This is a genomic window from Bacillus vallismortis, from assembly GCF_040784915.1.
Lineage (GTDB): Bacteria > Bacillota > Bacilli > Bacillales > Bacillaceae > Bacillus > Bacillus subtilis_G.
On record NZ_CP160797.1, the window covers coordinates 958,883 to 973,469 of the forward strand.

Here is a 14,587-nt window from a genome sequence, read left to right on the forward strand (position 1 = left end):
AAAATAACGGTAGTGTATAATGAGTGGGAGATTATTAGGGAAGCAGATTGAACTAGAATATGATTGGAGAGACCATTGCTGATTAAAAAGAATGCTTTATCCGTTTTAAAAATTGTTTTTCCTATTGCGGTTTTACTATTTGTTATTTATCAATCAAAAAAAGAACTGACAAATCTGTCATTCAAACGCACGCTCATGGTCATCAACGGCCTGGAACGTACGGACTTATTTATCCTTGTATTGGTCGGCTTGCTGGCTGTTGCGGCCATGTCGCTGTATGATTATGTCTTGAAATACTCACTGCGCCTTTCGATCACAAACGGAAAGGTATTCAGGGTTTCCTGGATCGCCAATTCATTTAATAATGTGCTCGGGTTCGGCGGTTTAGCCGGAGTCGGGTTAAGAATGATGTTTTATAAAGAGCATACGAAAGACCATAAGGCGCTCGTAAAAGGAATCGCCTGGCTTACATCCTCAATGCTTCTCGGGTTATCTGTTTTCAGCATTTTCGTCGCCGCACGAGTGCTGCCAGTGGATGAAGTGATTCATGAAAAGCCTTGGCTGTGGGCGGTCATTATCGGTTTCGCGCTGTTATTGCCGCTATCACTAGCGGTTTCTAAATTAAAAGGCCGTAAAACCGGAGACGAAGAAAATGCGGACAAAGTGAAAAATCCGATTTTCGCTTATATCGGCGCTTCCGTTGCCGAATGGCTAATGGCTGGAGGCGTCATCTATCTGTCTTTGTTCGCCATGGGTATTCATGCTGATATCCGGTATGTGTTCGGGGTATTCGTCATTGCGGCGATCGGAGGGATGATTAGTCTCGTGCCGGGCGGCTTGGGCTCATTTGACCTTTTGTTTTTGCTCGGGATGGAGCAGCTTGGCTATCATCAGGAGGCCATTGTGACATCTATTCTCTTGTACAGGATCGTCTATTCATTTATCCCATTCGGTCTGGGATTGTTCTTTGCTGCCGGCAACCTGACCGAAAATACAATGAGACGGCTCGAAACGAATCCGCGCATCGCACCGGCAATTGAGACGACAAACGTTTTGCTTGTCGTCCAGCGGGCGATATTACTAAGAATTTTGCAGGGCTCGCTTTCCCTTATTGTGTTTGTTGCCGGGCTGATTGTCCTGGCTTCAGTATCTTTGCCGATTGACAGGCTGACGGTTATTCCGCACATTCCGCGCCCGGCCCTTTTGCTGTTCAACGGCCTGTCCTTAAGCTCAGCGCTTATATTGCTGATTTTGCCTATCGAGCTTTATAAACGGACAAAACGCTCCTATACGATGGCGATTACAGCGCTTGTCGGCGGTTTTGTGTTCAGCTTCTTAAAAGGACTCAACATCAGTGCGATATTCGTACTGCCGGTGATTATTGTATTGCTTGTGCTATTGAAAAAACAATTTGTTCGAGAACAGGCATCCTATACGCTCGGACAAATGATTTTCGCTGCAGCGCTTTTCACTGTGGCGCTCTTTAACTATAACGTCATTGCAGGTTTCATTTGGGAACATATGAAGAAGGTGATGCGCCACGAATATTTCGTCCACAGCGACTCGCATATTACCTATGCAACTATCATGGCGATCATCATTGTGCCGCTGTTCTTCTTTTTATTTACAGTGGTGTATCATAAAAAGACAAAACCAATCGGGGAAAAAGCTGATCCCGATCGCCTTGCTTTATTTTTAAATCAAAATGGCGGGAACGCGCTGAGCCACCTCGGCTATCTTGGAGATAAGCGGTTTTATTTTTCAAGTGATGGGAATGCACTGCTTCTGTTTGGGAAAATCGCCAGAAGGCTGGTCGTGCTCGGCGATCCGTCAGGCCGAAGAGAATCGTTCCCGCTCGTGCTGGAAGAATTTCTGAACGAAGCGCATCAGAAAGGATTCAGTGTTCTGTTCTATCAAATTGAACGAGAGGACATGGCGCTGTATCACGATTTCGGCTATAACTTCTTTAAACTGGGCGAGGAAGCCTATGTGGATTTAAATACATTTACCTTGACCGGGAAGAAAAAAGCCGGTCTTCGGGCAATCAATAACCGCTTTGAGCGGGAGGGATATACCTTCCATATCGATCATCCCCCATTTTCTGATGCGTTTTTGGAGGAACTGAAACAAATCTCGGATGAATGGCTCGGCTCGAAAAAGGAGAAGGGGTTCTCGCTCGGATTTTTTGATCCTTCATATTTACAGAAAGCGCCGATCGCCTACATGAAAAATGCAGAAGGAGAGATCGTTGCCTTCGCAAATGTCATGCCGATGTATCAGGAAGGGGAAATCTCAGTCGATCTGATGCGCTACCGCGATGACGCCCCGAACGGCATTATGGACGCATTGTTCATCCGCATGTTTTTATGGGCGAAGGAGGAAGGCTGCACGTCGTTTAACATGGGAATGGCGCCCTTGGCCAATGTCGGCACCGCCTTTACATCCTTCTGGTCAGAAAGATTTGCCGCTGTCATTTTTAATAATGTCAGATACATGTACAGTTTCAGCGGGCTCAGGGCCTTTAAAGAAAAATATAAACCGGAGTGGCGCGGCAAATACTTGGCGTACCGGAAAAACAGATCTCTTTCTGTCACCATGTTCCTCGTTACGCGGCTGATCGGTAAAAGCAAAAAAGACTCCGTCTAACCAGACGGAGTCCTTTTTTATTTCGCCTTTAAGAAATAGGTTTCAATATCATCAAGCAGATAGTTTGCCGCTTTAATTCCGCCTGCGGTTGTCCATACGACGTCATCGACTTCATGGGCGTTACCTGACTTCACGGCCTTCAGGTTTTTCCATAGTGAACTGCTCGTCCACTGGCTGGCCCATTTTTCATTTTCTTTTGCGTTATCGGCTTTATACGTGAAATAAAACAGCACATCGGCATCCATTTCAGGAATGGACTCTTTACTGTCTGTTGAGAACGTAAATTGATCTTTCTGTTTCTTAAACAGCTCCACCTGTTTTTCAGGGCGTTTAAAGCCAAGCTGGTCTAAAATAATCCCCGAGAATGAATCGGTATAATAGATTCTTGACTCGCCGGATAAAAAGCGTACGACAGAAACGGTTTTATTTGTCTGATCGCCAAGCTTTTCTTTTAAATTGGCAGCGCGTTTATCAAAATCGGCAATGACTTCCTTGCCTTTGTCCGCCTTATTCAACGCGTTGGCATATAGAGTCAGGTTTTCCTTCCAGTTCCCAGCCAAAGATTCGGCGAAAACGGTCGGCGCAATCGCATTTAACTGATCATATATTTTTTCCTGGCGCACTTTGTTGCCAATAATCAAATCAGGCTTTAATTCTGCGATCGCTTCCACATTCGGTTCCGTTTCAAGACCGACGTTTTTAACACCTTTCATGTCATCTTTCAGATAGTCATACCACGGGTCGCCCTTCCATGACTTTACGGCTCCGACAGGCTTAATGCCAAGCGCTAAGAGCGCCTCTGTTCCTTCATTTGTTAAAACAACAATCCGTTTTGGATTGGCGGGAATGTTGTCTGATGTCCCCATTGCATGTTTAACCGTTCTGGTTTTGCTGCTTGTCCCCTCGCTGTCGCTTGAACTTTCTGAACTATTACAGGCAGAAAGCACCATAAGGGCCATTAAAAATACGAATAGCGTGCTGATGCGCTTTTTCATCTTTTTCCTCCCAATATTGAAATTCATTATCATTTAGATCATAATAAGCAGTGTTGAGAGTGTCAATCCCTAATTGAGGATTATTCTCAAAAACAAACATGACATAGTAAAAAACTAGGAGAATTAGATCATGATCTGCAAAAAGGCATCTTCAAAATGGATTGTGTTAGTATGTCTGATTTTGACTTTATTGGCGGCTGTCTGTGCAAGCGTTGTTTACGGCTATACAGGTACGTCATGGGGACAGGTCTATCAGGCGTTTACTTCTTTCAACGGTACAAATGAACATGTCATCATCAAAGACGTCAGGCTCCCGCGTGCAGTGGTTGCCACAGTTGTCGGCGCCTCGCTTGCAGCCGCAGGCGTTCTCATGCAGGCGCTCACAAAAAATCCGCTCGCGTCACCGGGGATTTTCGGAGTTAACGCCGGTGCCGGTTTTTTTATTGTTGCCGGATCGTTTTTTCTGCATATTCAATCACCTCAGGCGCTAGTATGGAGCTCTTTTCTCGGTGCAACATTTACCGCTGCTATCGTCTATGCCGCAGGCTCGCTTGGAAGGGAAGGGCTGACGCCAATCAAATTGACGCTGGCGGGGGCTGCCATGGCGGCCATGTTTTCTTCTCTGACACAAGGCTTGCTTTCTGTCAATGAACTCGAGCTCGCTCAGGTGCTTTTTTGGCTGACCGGCTCTGTGCAGGGCAGGAGTCTGGATCTGCTGATGACAATGCTTCCATATGCAGCCGCAGCGCTTATGATCAGCTTCTTTCTTGGCCAGAAAATGAATCTCCTCGTTATGGGAGAAGATGTGGCAAAAGGACTCGGCCAAAAAACGGGCCTGCTGAAATTTGTGATGGCGCTTTGTGTTGTCTTGCTTGCCGGATCTGCTGTGGCCATTGCCGGGCCGATTTCCTTTATCGGCATCATTATTCCGCATTTTGCGCGGTTTATCGTCGGCAATGATTATCGCTGGATTCTGCCGTTTTCCGCTGTTTTGGGTGCGGTTATGCTTGTTGCCGCGGATATCGGGGCCCGATATATCATTATGCCTCAGGAAGTTCCTGTCGGGGTCATGACAGCCATCATCGGTATGCCTGTGTTTGTATACATCGCAAGAAGGGGGGCAAAACTATGAAACTTCGTTTTGGCGTTACCGCGGCTGAAAAGAAAGCATGGATCGTCTTTTTCGTTTTACTGGGATTAACAGCGGCTGTACTGATCATTAGCGCTGGTCTCGGACAAAGGTTTATTCCTCCCTGGGATGTGGCAAAAACATTTTTTGGTGCAGGCTCCAAGCTGGATGAACTGATGATCATGTCATTCCGCCTGCCAAGAATTTTGACCGCTTTATGCGCCGGCGTCTGCTTGGCGGCGGCAGGCGCGATATTGCAGGGGCTCGTCAGAAACCCTCTCGCATCTCCGGATATTATCGGAATAACGGGGGGAGCGGCGGTAGCAGTCGTGCTTGTGATGATGTTCTTTTCAGACCGCAGCAGTTCACTTACGATCAGTCTGTCATGGCTTCCGGCGGCTGCATTTATCGGTGCCTCAGCTGTTGGGCTCATCGTCTATTTACTGGCATACAAAAATGGCGCCTCCACATTTCGGCTGGTGCTTATCGGGATCGGATTTTCAATGTCGGCACAGGCGCTGACCACCCTGCTGATGATCAAAGGCCCAATTTACCGAGCATCACAAGCCAATGTGTATATCACTGGATCAGTTTATGGATCAAACTGGAAGCATGTGAAAATGGCTATTATCTTATCTGTCATTCTCATTTTTATTTGTTTTATCGCGCTGAAAAATATGAATATACAGGTGCTGGGCGAAGATATTGCGGCGGGTGCGGGAAGCGCCGTGCAGCGCAATCGTTTTTTCTTGCTTCTTTTGAGCACGGCTCTTACGGGTTGTGCGGTTTCGGTTGCCGGCACAATCGGTTTTGTCGGGCTGATGGCGCCCCATATTGCAAGACGCCTCGTCGGCTCGTCTTATGGTGCGCTCCTCCCGGCGTCGGCACTCATAGGGGCGTTGCTCGTCCTAACAGCTGACATCGTCGGCAGAACCTTATTTGCTCCGGTGGAAGTGCCAGCCGGCGTTTTTACAGCCGCTATCGGCGCCCCTTATTTTATTTATTTGCTCTATAAAACGAGAAACACTTGATGGCTACACCCATTTTCAAAAGAAAATGGGTTTTTTTGATAATGACTGAAAATTCATAATCATTTTTGGTATACTGACAGAGACATTGATAAAGAAAGGGCGGCAGACAAGTGAAAGAAATAGAGGTATTAAAATATGAAGCATTTACAAGCAGTCCCGGCAAAGGAAACCCCGCAGGCGTTGTATTGGAGGGAGACCATTACACTGACGAAGAGATGCAGATCATAGCTGAGCGTGCCGGATATTCAGAAACCTCCTTTATCCGGAAAAGCGAGCCGGCTGATCTTGAACTCCGTTACTTTACCCCTGGACACGAAATGAACTTGTGCGGCCATGCAACAGTTGCTTCTCTTTACGCACTATGTGAAAAAGGAATGCTGGAGAGCGGTAAAACATACAGTATCCAGACAAAAGCCGGTATCCTGCCTGTGAAGACTTCTGAAAAAGAAGGCCGCATTCATATCACGCTTGAACAGGCATCTCCGCAATTCAAACCATTTACAGGCAATCGGGAAAAACTTGCGGGCGCGCTAGGAATCTCTGAAGAAGATTTGCATGAAGACCTTCCGATTGTGTTTGGCAGCACTGGCATATGGACAGCCATCGTTCCGCTTAAATCATTAGAGGCCTCCAAAAAAATGGTGCCTGATAACAAACAATTTCCGGAAGTATTAGTTGATCTGCCAAACGCTTCAGTCCACCCGTTTACCTTTGAAACCATTCATCCCGACAGCGACCTGCACGGACGCCACTTTTCATCCCCGTATTCGGGAACGATAGAAGATCCCGTGACGGGCACGGCATCCGGCGTGATGGGGGCTTATATGAAACAGTACGGCAATGCCGGGCAGCGAGAATTTATCATTGAACAAGGGCAGGAAATAGGAAAAGACGGGAAAGTGGAAATCGAAATGAACGAAGACGGCGGCCGTGTGAAAGTGAATATGACAGGAACGGCTGTTTACTCAGAAACCCGTATTCTAAAAATCTAATACGGATGATGGTTTACAAAAAGATGCACTATCCGTTATCATTATGAATGATAATCATTTTCAATTGCTTAGGAAGGTGAGACGGTATGCCTCAAACCGAACAGATACATCAACATTCAGCCCTGCGGGACATCATACGCAGCAGAAGATCGATTCGAAAATTTAAACAAGAGCCAGTACCTTCAGCAGATATTCTTGACATGCTTGAAACGGCGAAATATGCGCCAAATCACAGAGTGACAGAGCCATGGAGATTTATTTACGTTTCTAGTGAGACGGGAAAAGCAAATCTGATCAACACATTTGCAGCATTGTCTAAGAAATCCAAGCCGGATATAACAGAGGAAAAGCTTCAAAATTTCAAAAACACACTTGGACGCGTACCGGGATTTCTGCTCGTCGTGTTTCAAGAAGATGAAAACGAAAGAGCGCGAGACGATGATTTTGCGGCAACCAGCTCATTGATTCAAAATCTTCAGCTTCTTGCCTGGGAAAAAGGAATCGGCATGGTTTGGAAAAGCGGAAAAATCCTTTACGACAAAGAGGTGCATCAGGCCTTTGGTTTACAGGATCATGAACGATTCGCCGCTATCATACAAACGGGCTATCCTGACGAAGCGCCGGAAGTGAAAAAGCGCACGCCGATCCGTGAACGGTTCACCGACATGTAAAAAACCCCCTGTCTCAAACGGAGACAAGGGGTTTTTCGTTAACGAGTTTTCTTTTTCGCTCTGTTGTCTGCTGCTTTCGCACGCTCTTGCGCTTCGCGGTCATTCGCATCAGCAAGCTCGCTTGAATATTCTTCGTAAACACCGTCAGTTTCCCTTTTTAATGCGTCGGGAACTTGAGGAAGTTTTTGTTTGTTTTTATCACGGTTTTTGTGAATATGATTTCTGCCCATATCAAATTCCCCCTAAAAAGTGATATCAAACAAACATAGTATCTGGCATAAAGGGGCTATGTATTCCTACTTGCGCTTAGCAGCTTTTTCCGCTTTTTTAAATTCGCCTGAATAAAGAACTTCCTGCATTTTCTTCAGATTGGCGCCTTGCTGATGCTTCTCCCTCTTCTTTTCCATAAAAGGACCTCCTTCAACCATGTTATTCTTAAGGTTGACGCTTCTTTCCGTTTTTATACAGCCTTTCGGTTCGTAATCAACTGTGAGAGCGCGAATTCAAGATCCGAATATGCAAAACGAAATCCGGAGGTCATCGCTTTTTTAGGCAGGGCGCGCTGTCCTTTCACAATCAGAAGACTCATTTCACCCAATGCCTTTGATAAAAAGAATTCCGGGACGGGGAGCCAGTGCGGGCTGTGCTTCACCCGCGCAATCGTTTTTCCGAATTGCTTCATTTCCACAGGGTTTGGCGCGGTGACATTCATGGGTCCTGAAATGTCGCTGTTTTCCATCGCATATCGGATCATCTGGGCCGCGTCCTCGACATGAATCCATGACAGCCACTGTCTGCCCGTCCCGATCGTTCCGCCGGCCAGAAGCTTATAGGGAAGAACCATAAGCGGGAGAGCGCCTTTTTCCCCAAGCATCACGCCAAATCTCGCATAAACCGTCCGGATGCCCATCCCCTCAATTTTCTGTCCTTCCTTTTCCCACAAATGTGCAGTATGGCTGAGAAAATCCTCATCTGACGTTGCGGAATCCTCTGTGAAGGTTTTCTCAAGACTTGTGCCGTATATGCCCACGGCACTGGCTTGAATCAGCGTCTTCGGTTTTTCCTTCTGTTTATGAATAAGCCGCTGCACTTCACGTGTCGCATTGATACGGCTGGAGAGGATTTGCTGCTTCGTTTTTTCTGTCCAGCGGCCAAAAATCGATTTTCCCGCAAGATTGATCCAGACATCAATATGAGGAAGTTCCTGCTCCGGCGCGGCTCCTTCCGTCAGCCATTGAACATATGTCATATTTTTTTGTTCAGTTTCCCTTGCGTTTCTTGATAAAATATAAACATGGTGTCCCTGGTGGGTAAGAACGCCTGTCAGATGCTGGCCGAGAAAACCGGTTCCGCCTGTCATTGCGATATTCATAAACATCTCTCCTCATCGTTCTAATAACAATACTTTACCTCATTTTAATAAAAGAAAACGCGTTTCAGGCCTGAGAAGGGAGATTAAGATGCCATTTATTACAAAAATATCAACGCAAAAAAAGAATACGGAACGCTTCAATATTTTTCTGGATGAAAAATACGCCTTCAGTGTGGACGCGGACGTGCTCGTAAAATTTGAGCTCAAAAAGGGAAAAGAGCTTGATGACCTTGACATCATTGAGATTCAATACGGTGATGAAGTAAAAAAAGGCTTCAACCGTGCGCTTGACTTTTTATCCTACCGAATGAGGTCAACGAAAGAGGTCGAGGACCACTTAAAGAAAAAAGAAACCTCAGCGCCTGCAATTGCGGAAGTCATCCATAAGCTCAACGACTATAAGTACCTAAACGACCAGGAATTTGCCGCGGCCTATGTCAGCACCCACAAAAAAACGAACGGAAAAGGCCCTGATGTTTTGTTCAGAGAGCTGAGAGCGAAGGGGATCGACGACGATACAATTAAGGAGGCATTAAGTTCCTTTTCCTTTGAAGATCAGACGAGAGAAGCAGTGAAGCATGTTGAAAAGCTTCTCAAAAAAGATAAAAAACTTTCGACGAAAGAACTCAAACAGCGCGCTCAGATGCAGCTTCAGCGCAAGGGCTTCTCATTTGATGTCATCAGCGCTGCGCTAGAGCAGATTGAATATGAAAATGATGAAGACACAGAGAAAGAAGCGCTGCGCCTTCACGCCGAAAAAGCGTTTAGAAAATACCGCTTTGACGGCTCATATGAAAGCGCCATGAAGGTCAAACAATTTTTATTCCGCAAAGGATTCTCACTCGATTTAATCGAGAAATTTCTGCAAGAAGAGGAGTAGCTGAAAAATGGAGAAACGATACAGTCAAATGACACCGCACGAACTCAATACCGAAATCGCATCACTTTCTGAAAAAGCAAGAAAAGCGGAACAGCATGGGATCATCAACGAACTGGCAGTGCTCGAACGGAAAATTACGATGGCAAAGGCATATTTGCTGACTCCGGAAGATTTCTCACCGGGAGAAACGTATCGTGTGGAAGACACTGAGGACGAGTTTACCATCAGTTATTTAAATGGCGTTTTCGCATGGGGATACAGAACCTCGTCTCCTCAGCGAGAAGAAGCGCTGCCAATCTCAGTATTGCAAGAAAAGAAGCAAGTGTAACAGAGAGGCTGAATATCAGCCTCTTTTTATTTGCAGCACATTTACACTGAATCTTAAAGAAAAAATCATTGAATTCACTCCATAAATCTTTTAAGATGAAACTCGTTGTTTTTTAAAATCGAAGGAGGCGATCGACGTTGAGTATCAAAAAACCATCAGTGAAATTTATTATTTTTGTTCTTATGATTTGTACCTTTTCAATCGGATACACAGAATACGCTGTGATGGGGATTTTGACGTCGATTGCCAATGACTTTCATATACAGGTTTCATCCGCGGGGCTTCTTGTCACGGCCTATGCGGCAAGCGTCTGTCTGACAGGCCCGCTCGTCACCATCATTTCCGTCAAGCTCCCGAGAAAGCCTGTGCTGCTTGGGCTGATGGCGATTTTTATCCTTTCAAACCTGATGAGCGCGCTGGCACCTAATTTTGCGGTATTGGCCGTCTCAAGAATTTTATCCGCGTCCATTCACGGCGCTTTCTTTGCGATCGCCATGGTATTTGCCAGTGAAATGGTTCCGCCGGAAAAGCGTGCCGCAGCCGCAGCCTCAATGAACGGCGGACTGACAGTGGCTCTGATGCTTGGTGTTCCCTTCGGCTCTTATCTCGGAGATGTCCTGAATTGGAGAGCGGTATTTTCTATCATTACCGCACTTGGGGGCATCGGATTCTTGGGCCTCATGGCTGCCGTTCCGAACAGAAAACCAAAAGTGATCCCCACGCTTATGAATGAGTGGGGGGTATTTAAAAACAAACAAGTGCGGTATTCCTTCGCGATTACGATTTTAGGCTATTCCGGCGTCTTTATCGCCTACACCTTTATCGAACCCATTTTGAGACATTCAGCGGGATTCAGCACAGTCGGCATTACAGGCGCTCTCTTTGCGTACGGATTGGGAGGCGTTGCGGGGAATTTCTTTGCGGGAAAAGTGCCGCTTCCTCTGCTCACTCGGACGATGATCGGTGTGATGATCGGGTTGATCGGTGTCCTGACTGTATTTCCTTACATCGCCATTTACTCGGCCGCAGCCATTGTTGCAACATTCTTATTTGGGGCTTGCGCATTCGGCACACCACCTCTGCTGCAAACGAAGGTCATTTCCTCTTCTGAGAGCGGCACAACGATTGCCGCCGCTGTCAGCGTGTCGGCGTTTAACCTTGCTAATGCGCTCGGTGCGTGGATCGGCGGGATGATTTTGAGCGGAACAGGTTCTTATTCCTGGCTGTTTGCGGGCGGAGCGCTTATGACCGCATGCGGACTCGTGCTTTCAACCTTCGCCCACTTATCAGAAAAGGAGAGCGTCTATGAGTATCAGGTCAATAAAGGGTGAAAAACAGCTGCAGTGCATGCAGCTGTTCTTCTTTACCGTTTGCCTGAGGCTCTCATTTTTTCTTGAGGATGCTGATTGATTGAACCGTCAGCACGCTTTGAAGCATAGTCGTCCTTTGCTCTCGGTTCACCCTGAAATTTGTTTTCGTTTTCGTAAGGAAATCCTTTTTCTTTATTCCGGACCATGTCATTTCCCCCTAGGTTCGAGATCAAAAAGTTGCGTCTTTCCAGATGAAGACGTAAGGTTAGTATATGGAGAACAGCACGTTTTAAAGCGTCATTTTTTTCCTGAAGAAAGGAGACTGCACACATGAATACGTACATTGAGAAACTGACAAATCTGCTTCTGGAAAAGAACGAGATGATCAGCTATATACAGGCAAAAACATGGGTGGAGTTGTTATGGAGCGACTTCGAAGCAACCTATGCAAAAGCCGGACACGCCTATCAGGGTGAAAAAATGACCGAAAAAATCGTCATACAATGGATCGAAAACTATGGCGGCCAGCTCCACCTCTTCCAAAGCTCCCGTGACAACGTGAATGATTACTTAAACCAAAGCAGAGGCCTTTTGCATTAAAAAACCTGCCGTTATCATCCGGCAGGTTTTTTTATACATTTGTATTCAGTACATCTTTGACCACCATTCTAATTAAAAAACCAAGAAGAGCAGTATAAGTAATCAGCTGCAGATATGATAGAGGAAGCATAGACTGATGAATCAATATAACCCCTAGAAGTAAAACAACAATCATTACCCAATGAGATATGTAACCGGCAAAATGAGAATTTGATCGAGTTCGCTGGTCATTTTGCAAATGTACTTTTCTCCATAGTTTATTTTTATGGATACGCAGGGCAGAATAGAGAACTCTTGAAGTTCCAATAAATGCTAATAAGAGTGTCAACCTTGATGGTGAATGCCAATAAAGGACATATAATAAAATAGGAAGCAGTGCTTGAAAAAATAATCCGGTACGATACGTCATGTTCATATTACCTTTCTCCTTCTATCCAGAATAATTGATCTAATGAGCAGTTCAGCACGGTAGATAATTTAATTGCAGTACCAATTGAAGGTTCATATCTTTGTTTTTCAATCGCGATAATTGTCTGTCTTGTGACTTGGATTTGTTCTGCAAGCTGGTCCTGTGTCCACCCTTTGTCTTTTCTGTATTCTTTTACGCAATTGCGCACCCCATGCTTCATCTTGATAGGTCCTCTCCATATGTAACGTCTACTTTACAAAAATAACGATACAGGAATTATTACGTAATGTACACCTTACATTCCTTAAAATTACCTTAACAGGATAAAAAAATAAACAATATGTGTTTCACCCGCCTGTCAATCAGGGAATACCACCTATATCTTGGTCAAATTGCGAGGAGGAGCTTTGTATGAAAAAGAAACAAGTAATGCTCGCTTTAACAGCTGCAGCAGGACTGGGTTTTACAGCACTTCACTCCGTGCCCGCAGCAAAAGCTGCGCCCCTTCACAACATATCTGTCAGCATGCCATCATCCGATTCTTACATCATAAAAGCAGGAAAGCTGAATGTCCGGACTGAGCCAAATCATAAAGGCAAAATTCTTGGCACTTTATCATCAGAACAAAAAGTTACAGTCAATGGTTTCGCAAATGCCGATTGGGCTCAAATTCACTTCAAAGGAAAAAAAGCATATATTTCAACACACTTCTTAATGAAAACCGCAAGCCAAGCGAAAACGGCAAAACAGACAGCCTTTTATGCACCGACACCCGAAAACGGAAAAGCCAAACAGCTCTCATCTGGAACAGAGGTAACATTACTCGGATGGGGATTCAGTGAAAACGGCGGATTTGACTTCACCTGGGCATTTGTTGATTACGGCGGAGTCATGGGCTATGTTCAGACAAAGGACTTACACCTACGATAAAAAAGGCAGGCCGAGGCTTGTCTTTTTGCTGAGTATGAAACATTTCTTCTTTCTGTACGTAACAATGAGAAAGGAGATGATGATATGGTTGGTTTAGTAGGCGGAGGCCTTATGGTCATAGCAGGTATTCTGACCAAGCTGTTTCCTCCCAAATCCATCAACAGTGTGTACGGATATAGAACGAGACGCTCAATGTCAGATGAAAAATTATGGAATGAAGCGAACCGTTACAGTGCATCATTGATGATCCTGTCAGGCTTGTTGATTGCGGGAATGGGTGTGCTGCTGAAGTCGAACTTGATCATTCTTCAGCTTAGCCTTCTGGTAACGGCCTGTGTCATCACAATGATGCTAACGGAGAAAAGGCTGAAAAACATGACGCACAGTCAAGGAGGAGATAGAAGTGGACGGAGTTAAATGCCAGTTTGTCAAAACAAATGGAATCACGCTCCACGTTGCAGCCGCAGGGCCGGAGGACGGCCCGTTAATTGTCCTGCTCCATGGATTTCCTGAGTTTTGGTACGGCTGGAAAAACCAAATCAAACCGCTCGCCGATGCGGGTTACCGAGTCATTGCTCCTGATCAGCGAGGCTACAATCTTAGTGATAAACCGGGGGGAATTGAATCATATCGGATTGATACATTAAGAGATGATATCATCGGGCTTATCACCCAATTCACAGATGAAAAAGCAATTGTTATCGGGCATGACTGGGGAGGTGCTGTCGCATGGCATCTGGCTTCAACACGCGCCGAATATCTTGAAAAGCTGATCGCCATTAACATCCCGCACCCACATATCATGAAAAGTATAACGCCGGTTTATCCTCCACAGTGGCTGAAAAGCTCATACATCGCCTTCTTCCAGCTGCCTGACATACCTGAGGCATCACTAAAGGAAAATGATTATAAAACATTAGATCAAGCGATTGGATTATCGACACGTCCTGAGCTTTTTTCGTCCGAGGATGTCAGCAGGTACAAAGAAGCGTGGAAACAGCCTGGCGCGCTGACGGCTATGCTGAACTGGTACAGAGCCCTCAGAAAAGGAAGCCTATCAGAGAAAGCAACTTGCGAAACAGCACCTTACCGGATGATCTGGGGAATGGAAGACCGCTTTTTAAGCAGAAAGCTTGCGAAAGAAACGGCAAGGCATTGCCAGAATGGGCATCTCATATTTGTTGATGAAGCTTCCCATTGGATTAACCACGAAAAACCAGCCATCGTCAATCAGCTTATTCTCGAATATCTTAAAAAAACATAAGTCAGAATGCCTCCCAATTGTCTGTCGTAA

General features: G+C 45.6%; 19 protein-coding genes. 12 read left to right on the forward strand and 7 right to left on the reverse strand.

Annotated elements, in window-relative coordinates:
* Positions 1–75: 75 nt before the first annotated feature.
* Entirely contained in the window at positions 76–2,646 is a 2,571-nt protein-coding gene (gene mprF, locus ABZM97_RS04665) for a bifunctional lysylphosphatidylglycerol flippase/synthetase MprF (protein WP_367387281.1), read from the forward strand.
* A 17-nt stretch (positions 2,647–2,663) separates the two neighbouring features.
* On the opposite strand, the gene ABZM97_RS04670 is transcribed toward mprF, so the two are convergent.
* Positions 2,664–3,641 (reverse strand): ABC transporter substrate-binding protein, encoded by a 978-nt coding sequence (locus ABZM97_RS04670; RefSeq protein WP_087992605.1) that lies wholly within the window; start codon positions 3,639–3,641, stop codon positions 2,664–2,666.
* A gap of 130 nt (positions 3,642–3,771) precedes the next feature.
* Here ABZM97_RS04670 and ABZM97_RS04675 point away from each other — a divergent pair, with 130 nt between their 5' ends.
* The 4 genes from ABZM97_RS04675 to ABZM97_RS04690 all read left to right on the forward strand — a co-directional run bounded on the left by ABZM97_RS04675 (position 3,772) and on the right by ABZM97_RS04690 (position 7,464).
* Positions 3,772–4,773, forward strand: coding sequence for an iron ABC transporter permease (locus ABZM97_RS04675; protein WP_202328260.1), 1,002 nt, complete (start codon positions 3,772–3,774; stop codon positions 4,771–4,773).
* The gene (locus ABZM97_RS04680) at positions 4,770–5,801 is read left to right on the forward strand and encodes an iron chelate uptake ABC transporter family permease subunit (protein ID WP_087992607.1); all 1,032 of its coding nucleotides are present in this window, start codon (positions 4,770–4,772) and stop codon (positions 5,799–5,801) included. Before ABZM97_RS04675 ends, ABZM97_RS04680 begins: the two co-directional genes overlap by 4 nt.
* Before the next feature lie 110 nt (positions 5,802–5,911).
* Positions 5,912–6,793, forward strand: coding sequence for a PhzF family phenazine biosynthesis isomerase (locus tag ABZM97_RS04685; protein ID WP_289346727.1), 882 nt, complete (start codon positions 5,912–5,914; stop codon positions 6,791–6,793).
* An 86-nt stretch (positions 6,794–6,879) separates the two neighbouring features.
* The gene (locus ABZM97_RS04690; protein ID WP_367387282.1) at positions 6,880–7,464 is read left to right on the forward strand and encodes a nitroreductase; all 585 of its coding nucleotides are present in this window, start codon (positions 6,880–6,882) and stop codon (positions 7,462–7,464) included.
* Positions 7,465–7,502: 38 nt separating this feature from the next.
* Here the strand turns inward: ABZM97_RS04690 and ABZM97_RS04695 are convergent, their stop codons facing one another.
* The 3 genes from ABZM97_RS04695 to ABZM97_RS04705 all read right to left on the reverse strand — a co-directional run bounded on the left by ABZM97_RS04695 (position 7,503) and on the right by ABZM97_RS04705 (position 8,836).
* Positions 7,503–7,694 carry a YfhD family protein gene (locus ABZM97_RS04695; protein WP_087992610.1) on the reverse strand — a complete coding sequence of 64 codons (192 nt, stop codon included), beginning with the start codon at positions 7,692–7,694 and terminating at the stop codon, positions 7,503–7,505.
* Between the two features lie 66 nt (positions 7,695–7,760).
* Positions 7,761–7,871 (reverse strand): YfhE family protein, encoded by a 111-nt coding sequence (locus ABZM97_RS04700; RefSeq protein ID WP_003223230.1) that lies wholly within the window; start codon positions 7,869–7,871, stop codon positions 7,761–7,763.
* A gap of 53 nt (positions 7,872–7,924) precedes the next feature.
* Entirely contained in the window at positions 7,925–8,836 is a 912-nt protein-coding gene (locus tag ABZM97_RS04705) for a TIGR01777 family oxidoreductase (protein WP_367387283.1), read from the reverse strand.
* Between the two features lie 88 nt (positions 8,837–8,924).
* Between ABZM97_RS04705 and recX the strand changes: the two genes are divergently transcribed.
* From recX to ABZM97_RS04720, 3 genes are all read left to right on the forward strand, one after another.
* Positions 8,925–9,716: a recombination regulator RecX gene (recX, locus tag ABZM97_RS04710; protein WP_087992612.1), complete on the forward strand. Its 792-nt coding sequence runs from the start codon at positions 8,925–8,927 to the stop codon at positions 9,714–9,716.
* A gap of 7 nt (positions 9,717–9,723) precedes the next feature.
* Complete coding sequence (locus tag ABZM97_RS04715) at positions 9,724–10,044, forward strand: YfhH family protein (protein WP_289346731.1); 321 nt, start codon at positions 9,724–9,726, stop codon at positions 10,042–10,044.
* 137 nt (positions 10,045–10,181) lie between these two features.
* On the forward strand, positions 10,182–11,375 hold the full coding sequence (locus tag ABZM97_RS04720) for an MFS transporter (protein ID WP_367387284.1): 1,194 nt from the start codon (positions 10,182–10,184) through the stop codon (positions 11,373–11,375).
* Positions 11,376–11,407: 32 nt separating this feature from the next.
* On the opposite strand, the gene ABZM97_RS04725 is transcribed toward ABZM97_RS04720, so the two are convergent.
* Positions 11,408–11,560 carry a small, acid-soluble spore protein K gene (locus ABZM97_RS04725; RefSeq protein WP_010330867.1) on the reverse strand — a complete coding sequence of 51 codons (153 nt, stop codon included), beginning with the start codon at positions 11,558–11,560 and terminating at the stop codon, positions 11,408–11,410.
* Between the two features lie 124 nt (positions 11,561–11,684).
* Between ABZM97_RS04725 and ABZM97_RS04730 the strand changes: the two genes are divergently transcribed.
* On the forward strand, positions 11,685–11,954 hold the full coding sequence (locus tag ABZM97_RS04730) for a YfhJ family protein (RefSeq protein WP_087992615.1): 270 nt from the start codon (positions 11,685–11,687) through the stop codon (positions 11,952–11,954).
* A 31-nt stretch (positions 11,955–11,985) separates the two neighbouring features.
* Here ABZM97_RS04730 and ABZM97_RS04735 read toward each other — a convergent pair whose 3' ends face one another.
* Positions 11,986–12,369, reverse strand: coding sequence for a hypothetical protein (locus tag ABZM97_RS04735; protein WP_087992616.1), 384 nt, complete (start codon positions 12,367–12,369; stop codon positions 11,986–11,988).
* Between the two features lies 1 nt (position 12,370).
* Positions 12,371–12,583 (reverse strand): helix-turn-helix transcriptional regulator, encoded by a 213-nt coding sequence (locus tag ABZM97_RS04740; RefSeq protein WP_087992617.1) that lies wholly within the window; start codon positions 12,581–12,583, stop codon positions 12,371–12,373.
* Between the two features lie 191 nt (positions 12,584–12,774).
* Between ABZM97_RS04740 and ABZM97_RS04745 the strand changes: the two genes are divergently transcribed.
* The 3 genes from ABZM97_RS04745 (at position 12,775) to ABZM97_RS04755 (ending at position 14,557) form a co-directional block, all read left to right on the forward strand.
* A complete protein-coding gene (locus ABZM97_RS04745; protein ID WP_087992618.1) occupies positions 12,775–13,293 on the forward strand; it encodes an SH3 domain-containing protein in 519 nt (172 codons plus the stop codon).
* 84 nt (positions 13,294–13,377) lie between these two features.
* Positions 13,378–13,710 carry an SdpI family protein gene (locus ABZM97_RS04750; RefSeq protein WP_202328255.1) on the forward strand — a complete coding sequence of 111 codons (333 nt, stop codon included), beginning with the start codon at positions 13,378–13,380 and terminating at the stop codon, positions 13,708–13,710.
* On the forward strand, positions 13,697–14,557 hold the full coding sequence (locus ABZM97_RS04755) for an alpha/beta fold hydrolase (RefSeq protein WP_202328254.1): 861 nt from the start codon (positions 13,697–13,699) through the stop codon (positions 14,555–14,557). Before ABZM97_RS04750 ends, ABZM97_RS04755 begins: the two co-directional genes overlap by 14 nt.
* Positions 14,558–14,587: the final 30 nt, after the last annotated feature.

Bases quoted from the DNA above. Each gene is read 5' to 3' on its own strand.
- ABZM97_RS04695 (WP_087992610.1), bottom strand. From the start codon at position 7,694: ATGGGCAGAAATCATATTCACAAAAACCGTGATAAAAACAAACAAAAA.
- ABZM97_RS04705 (WP_367387283.1), bottom strand. From the start codon at position 8,836: ATGAATATCGCAATGACAGGCGGAACCGGTTTTCTCGGCCAGCATCTG.
- ABZM97_RS04690 (WP_367387282.1), top strand. From the start codon at position 6,880: ATGCCTCAAACCGAACAGATACATCAACATTCAGCCCTGCGGGACATC.
- ABZM97_RS04730 (WP_087992615.1), top strand. From the start codon at position 11,685: ATGAATACGTACATTGAGAAACTGACAAATCTGCTTCTGGAAAAGAAC.
- ABZM97_RS04670 (WP_087992605.1), bottom strand. From the start codon at position 3,641: ATGAAAAAGCGCATCAGCACGCTATTCGTATTTTTAATGGCCCTTATG.
- ABZM97_RS04675 (WP_202328260.1), top strand. From the start codon at position 3,772: ATGATCTGCAAAAAGGCATCTTCAAAATGGATTGTGTTAGTATGTCTG.
- ABZM97_RS04750 (WP_202328255.1), top strand. From the start codon at position 13,378: ATGGTTGGTTTAGTAGGCGGAGGCCTTATGGTCATAGCAGGTATTCTG.
- ABZM97_RS04680 (WP_087992607.1), top strand. From the start codon at position 4,770: ATGAAACTTCGTTTTGGCGTTACCGCGGCTGAAAAGAAAGCATGGATC.
- ABZM97_RS04700 (WP_003223230.1), bottom strand. From the start codon at position 7,871: ATGGAAAAGAAGAGGGAGAAGCATCAGCAAGGCGCCAATCTGAAGAAA.
- ABZM97_RS04725 (WP_010330867.1), bottom strand. From the start codon at position 11,560: ATGGTCCGGAATAAAGAAAAAGGATTTCCTTACGAAAACGAAAACAAA.
- ABZM97_RS04745 (WP_087992618.1), top strand. From the start codon at position 12,775: ATGAAAAAGAAACAAGTAATGCTCGCTTTAACAGCTGCAGCAGGACTG.
- ABZM97_RS04735 (WP_087992616.1), bottom strand. From the start codon at position 12,369: ATGAACATGACGTATCGTACCGGATTATTTTTTCAAGCACTGCTTCCT.
- ABZM97_RS04715 (WP_289346731.1), top strand. From the start codon at position 9,724: ATGGAGAAACGATACAGTCAAATGACACCGCACGAACTCAATACCGAA.
- ABZM97_RS04740 (WP_087992617.1), bottom strand. From the start codon at position 12,583: ATGAAGCATGGGGTGCGCAATTGCGTAAAAGAATACAGAAAAGACAAA.
- recX (WP_087992612.1), top strand. From the start codon at position 8,925: ATGCCATTTATTACAAAAATATCAACGCAAAAAAAGAATACGGAACGC.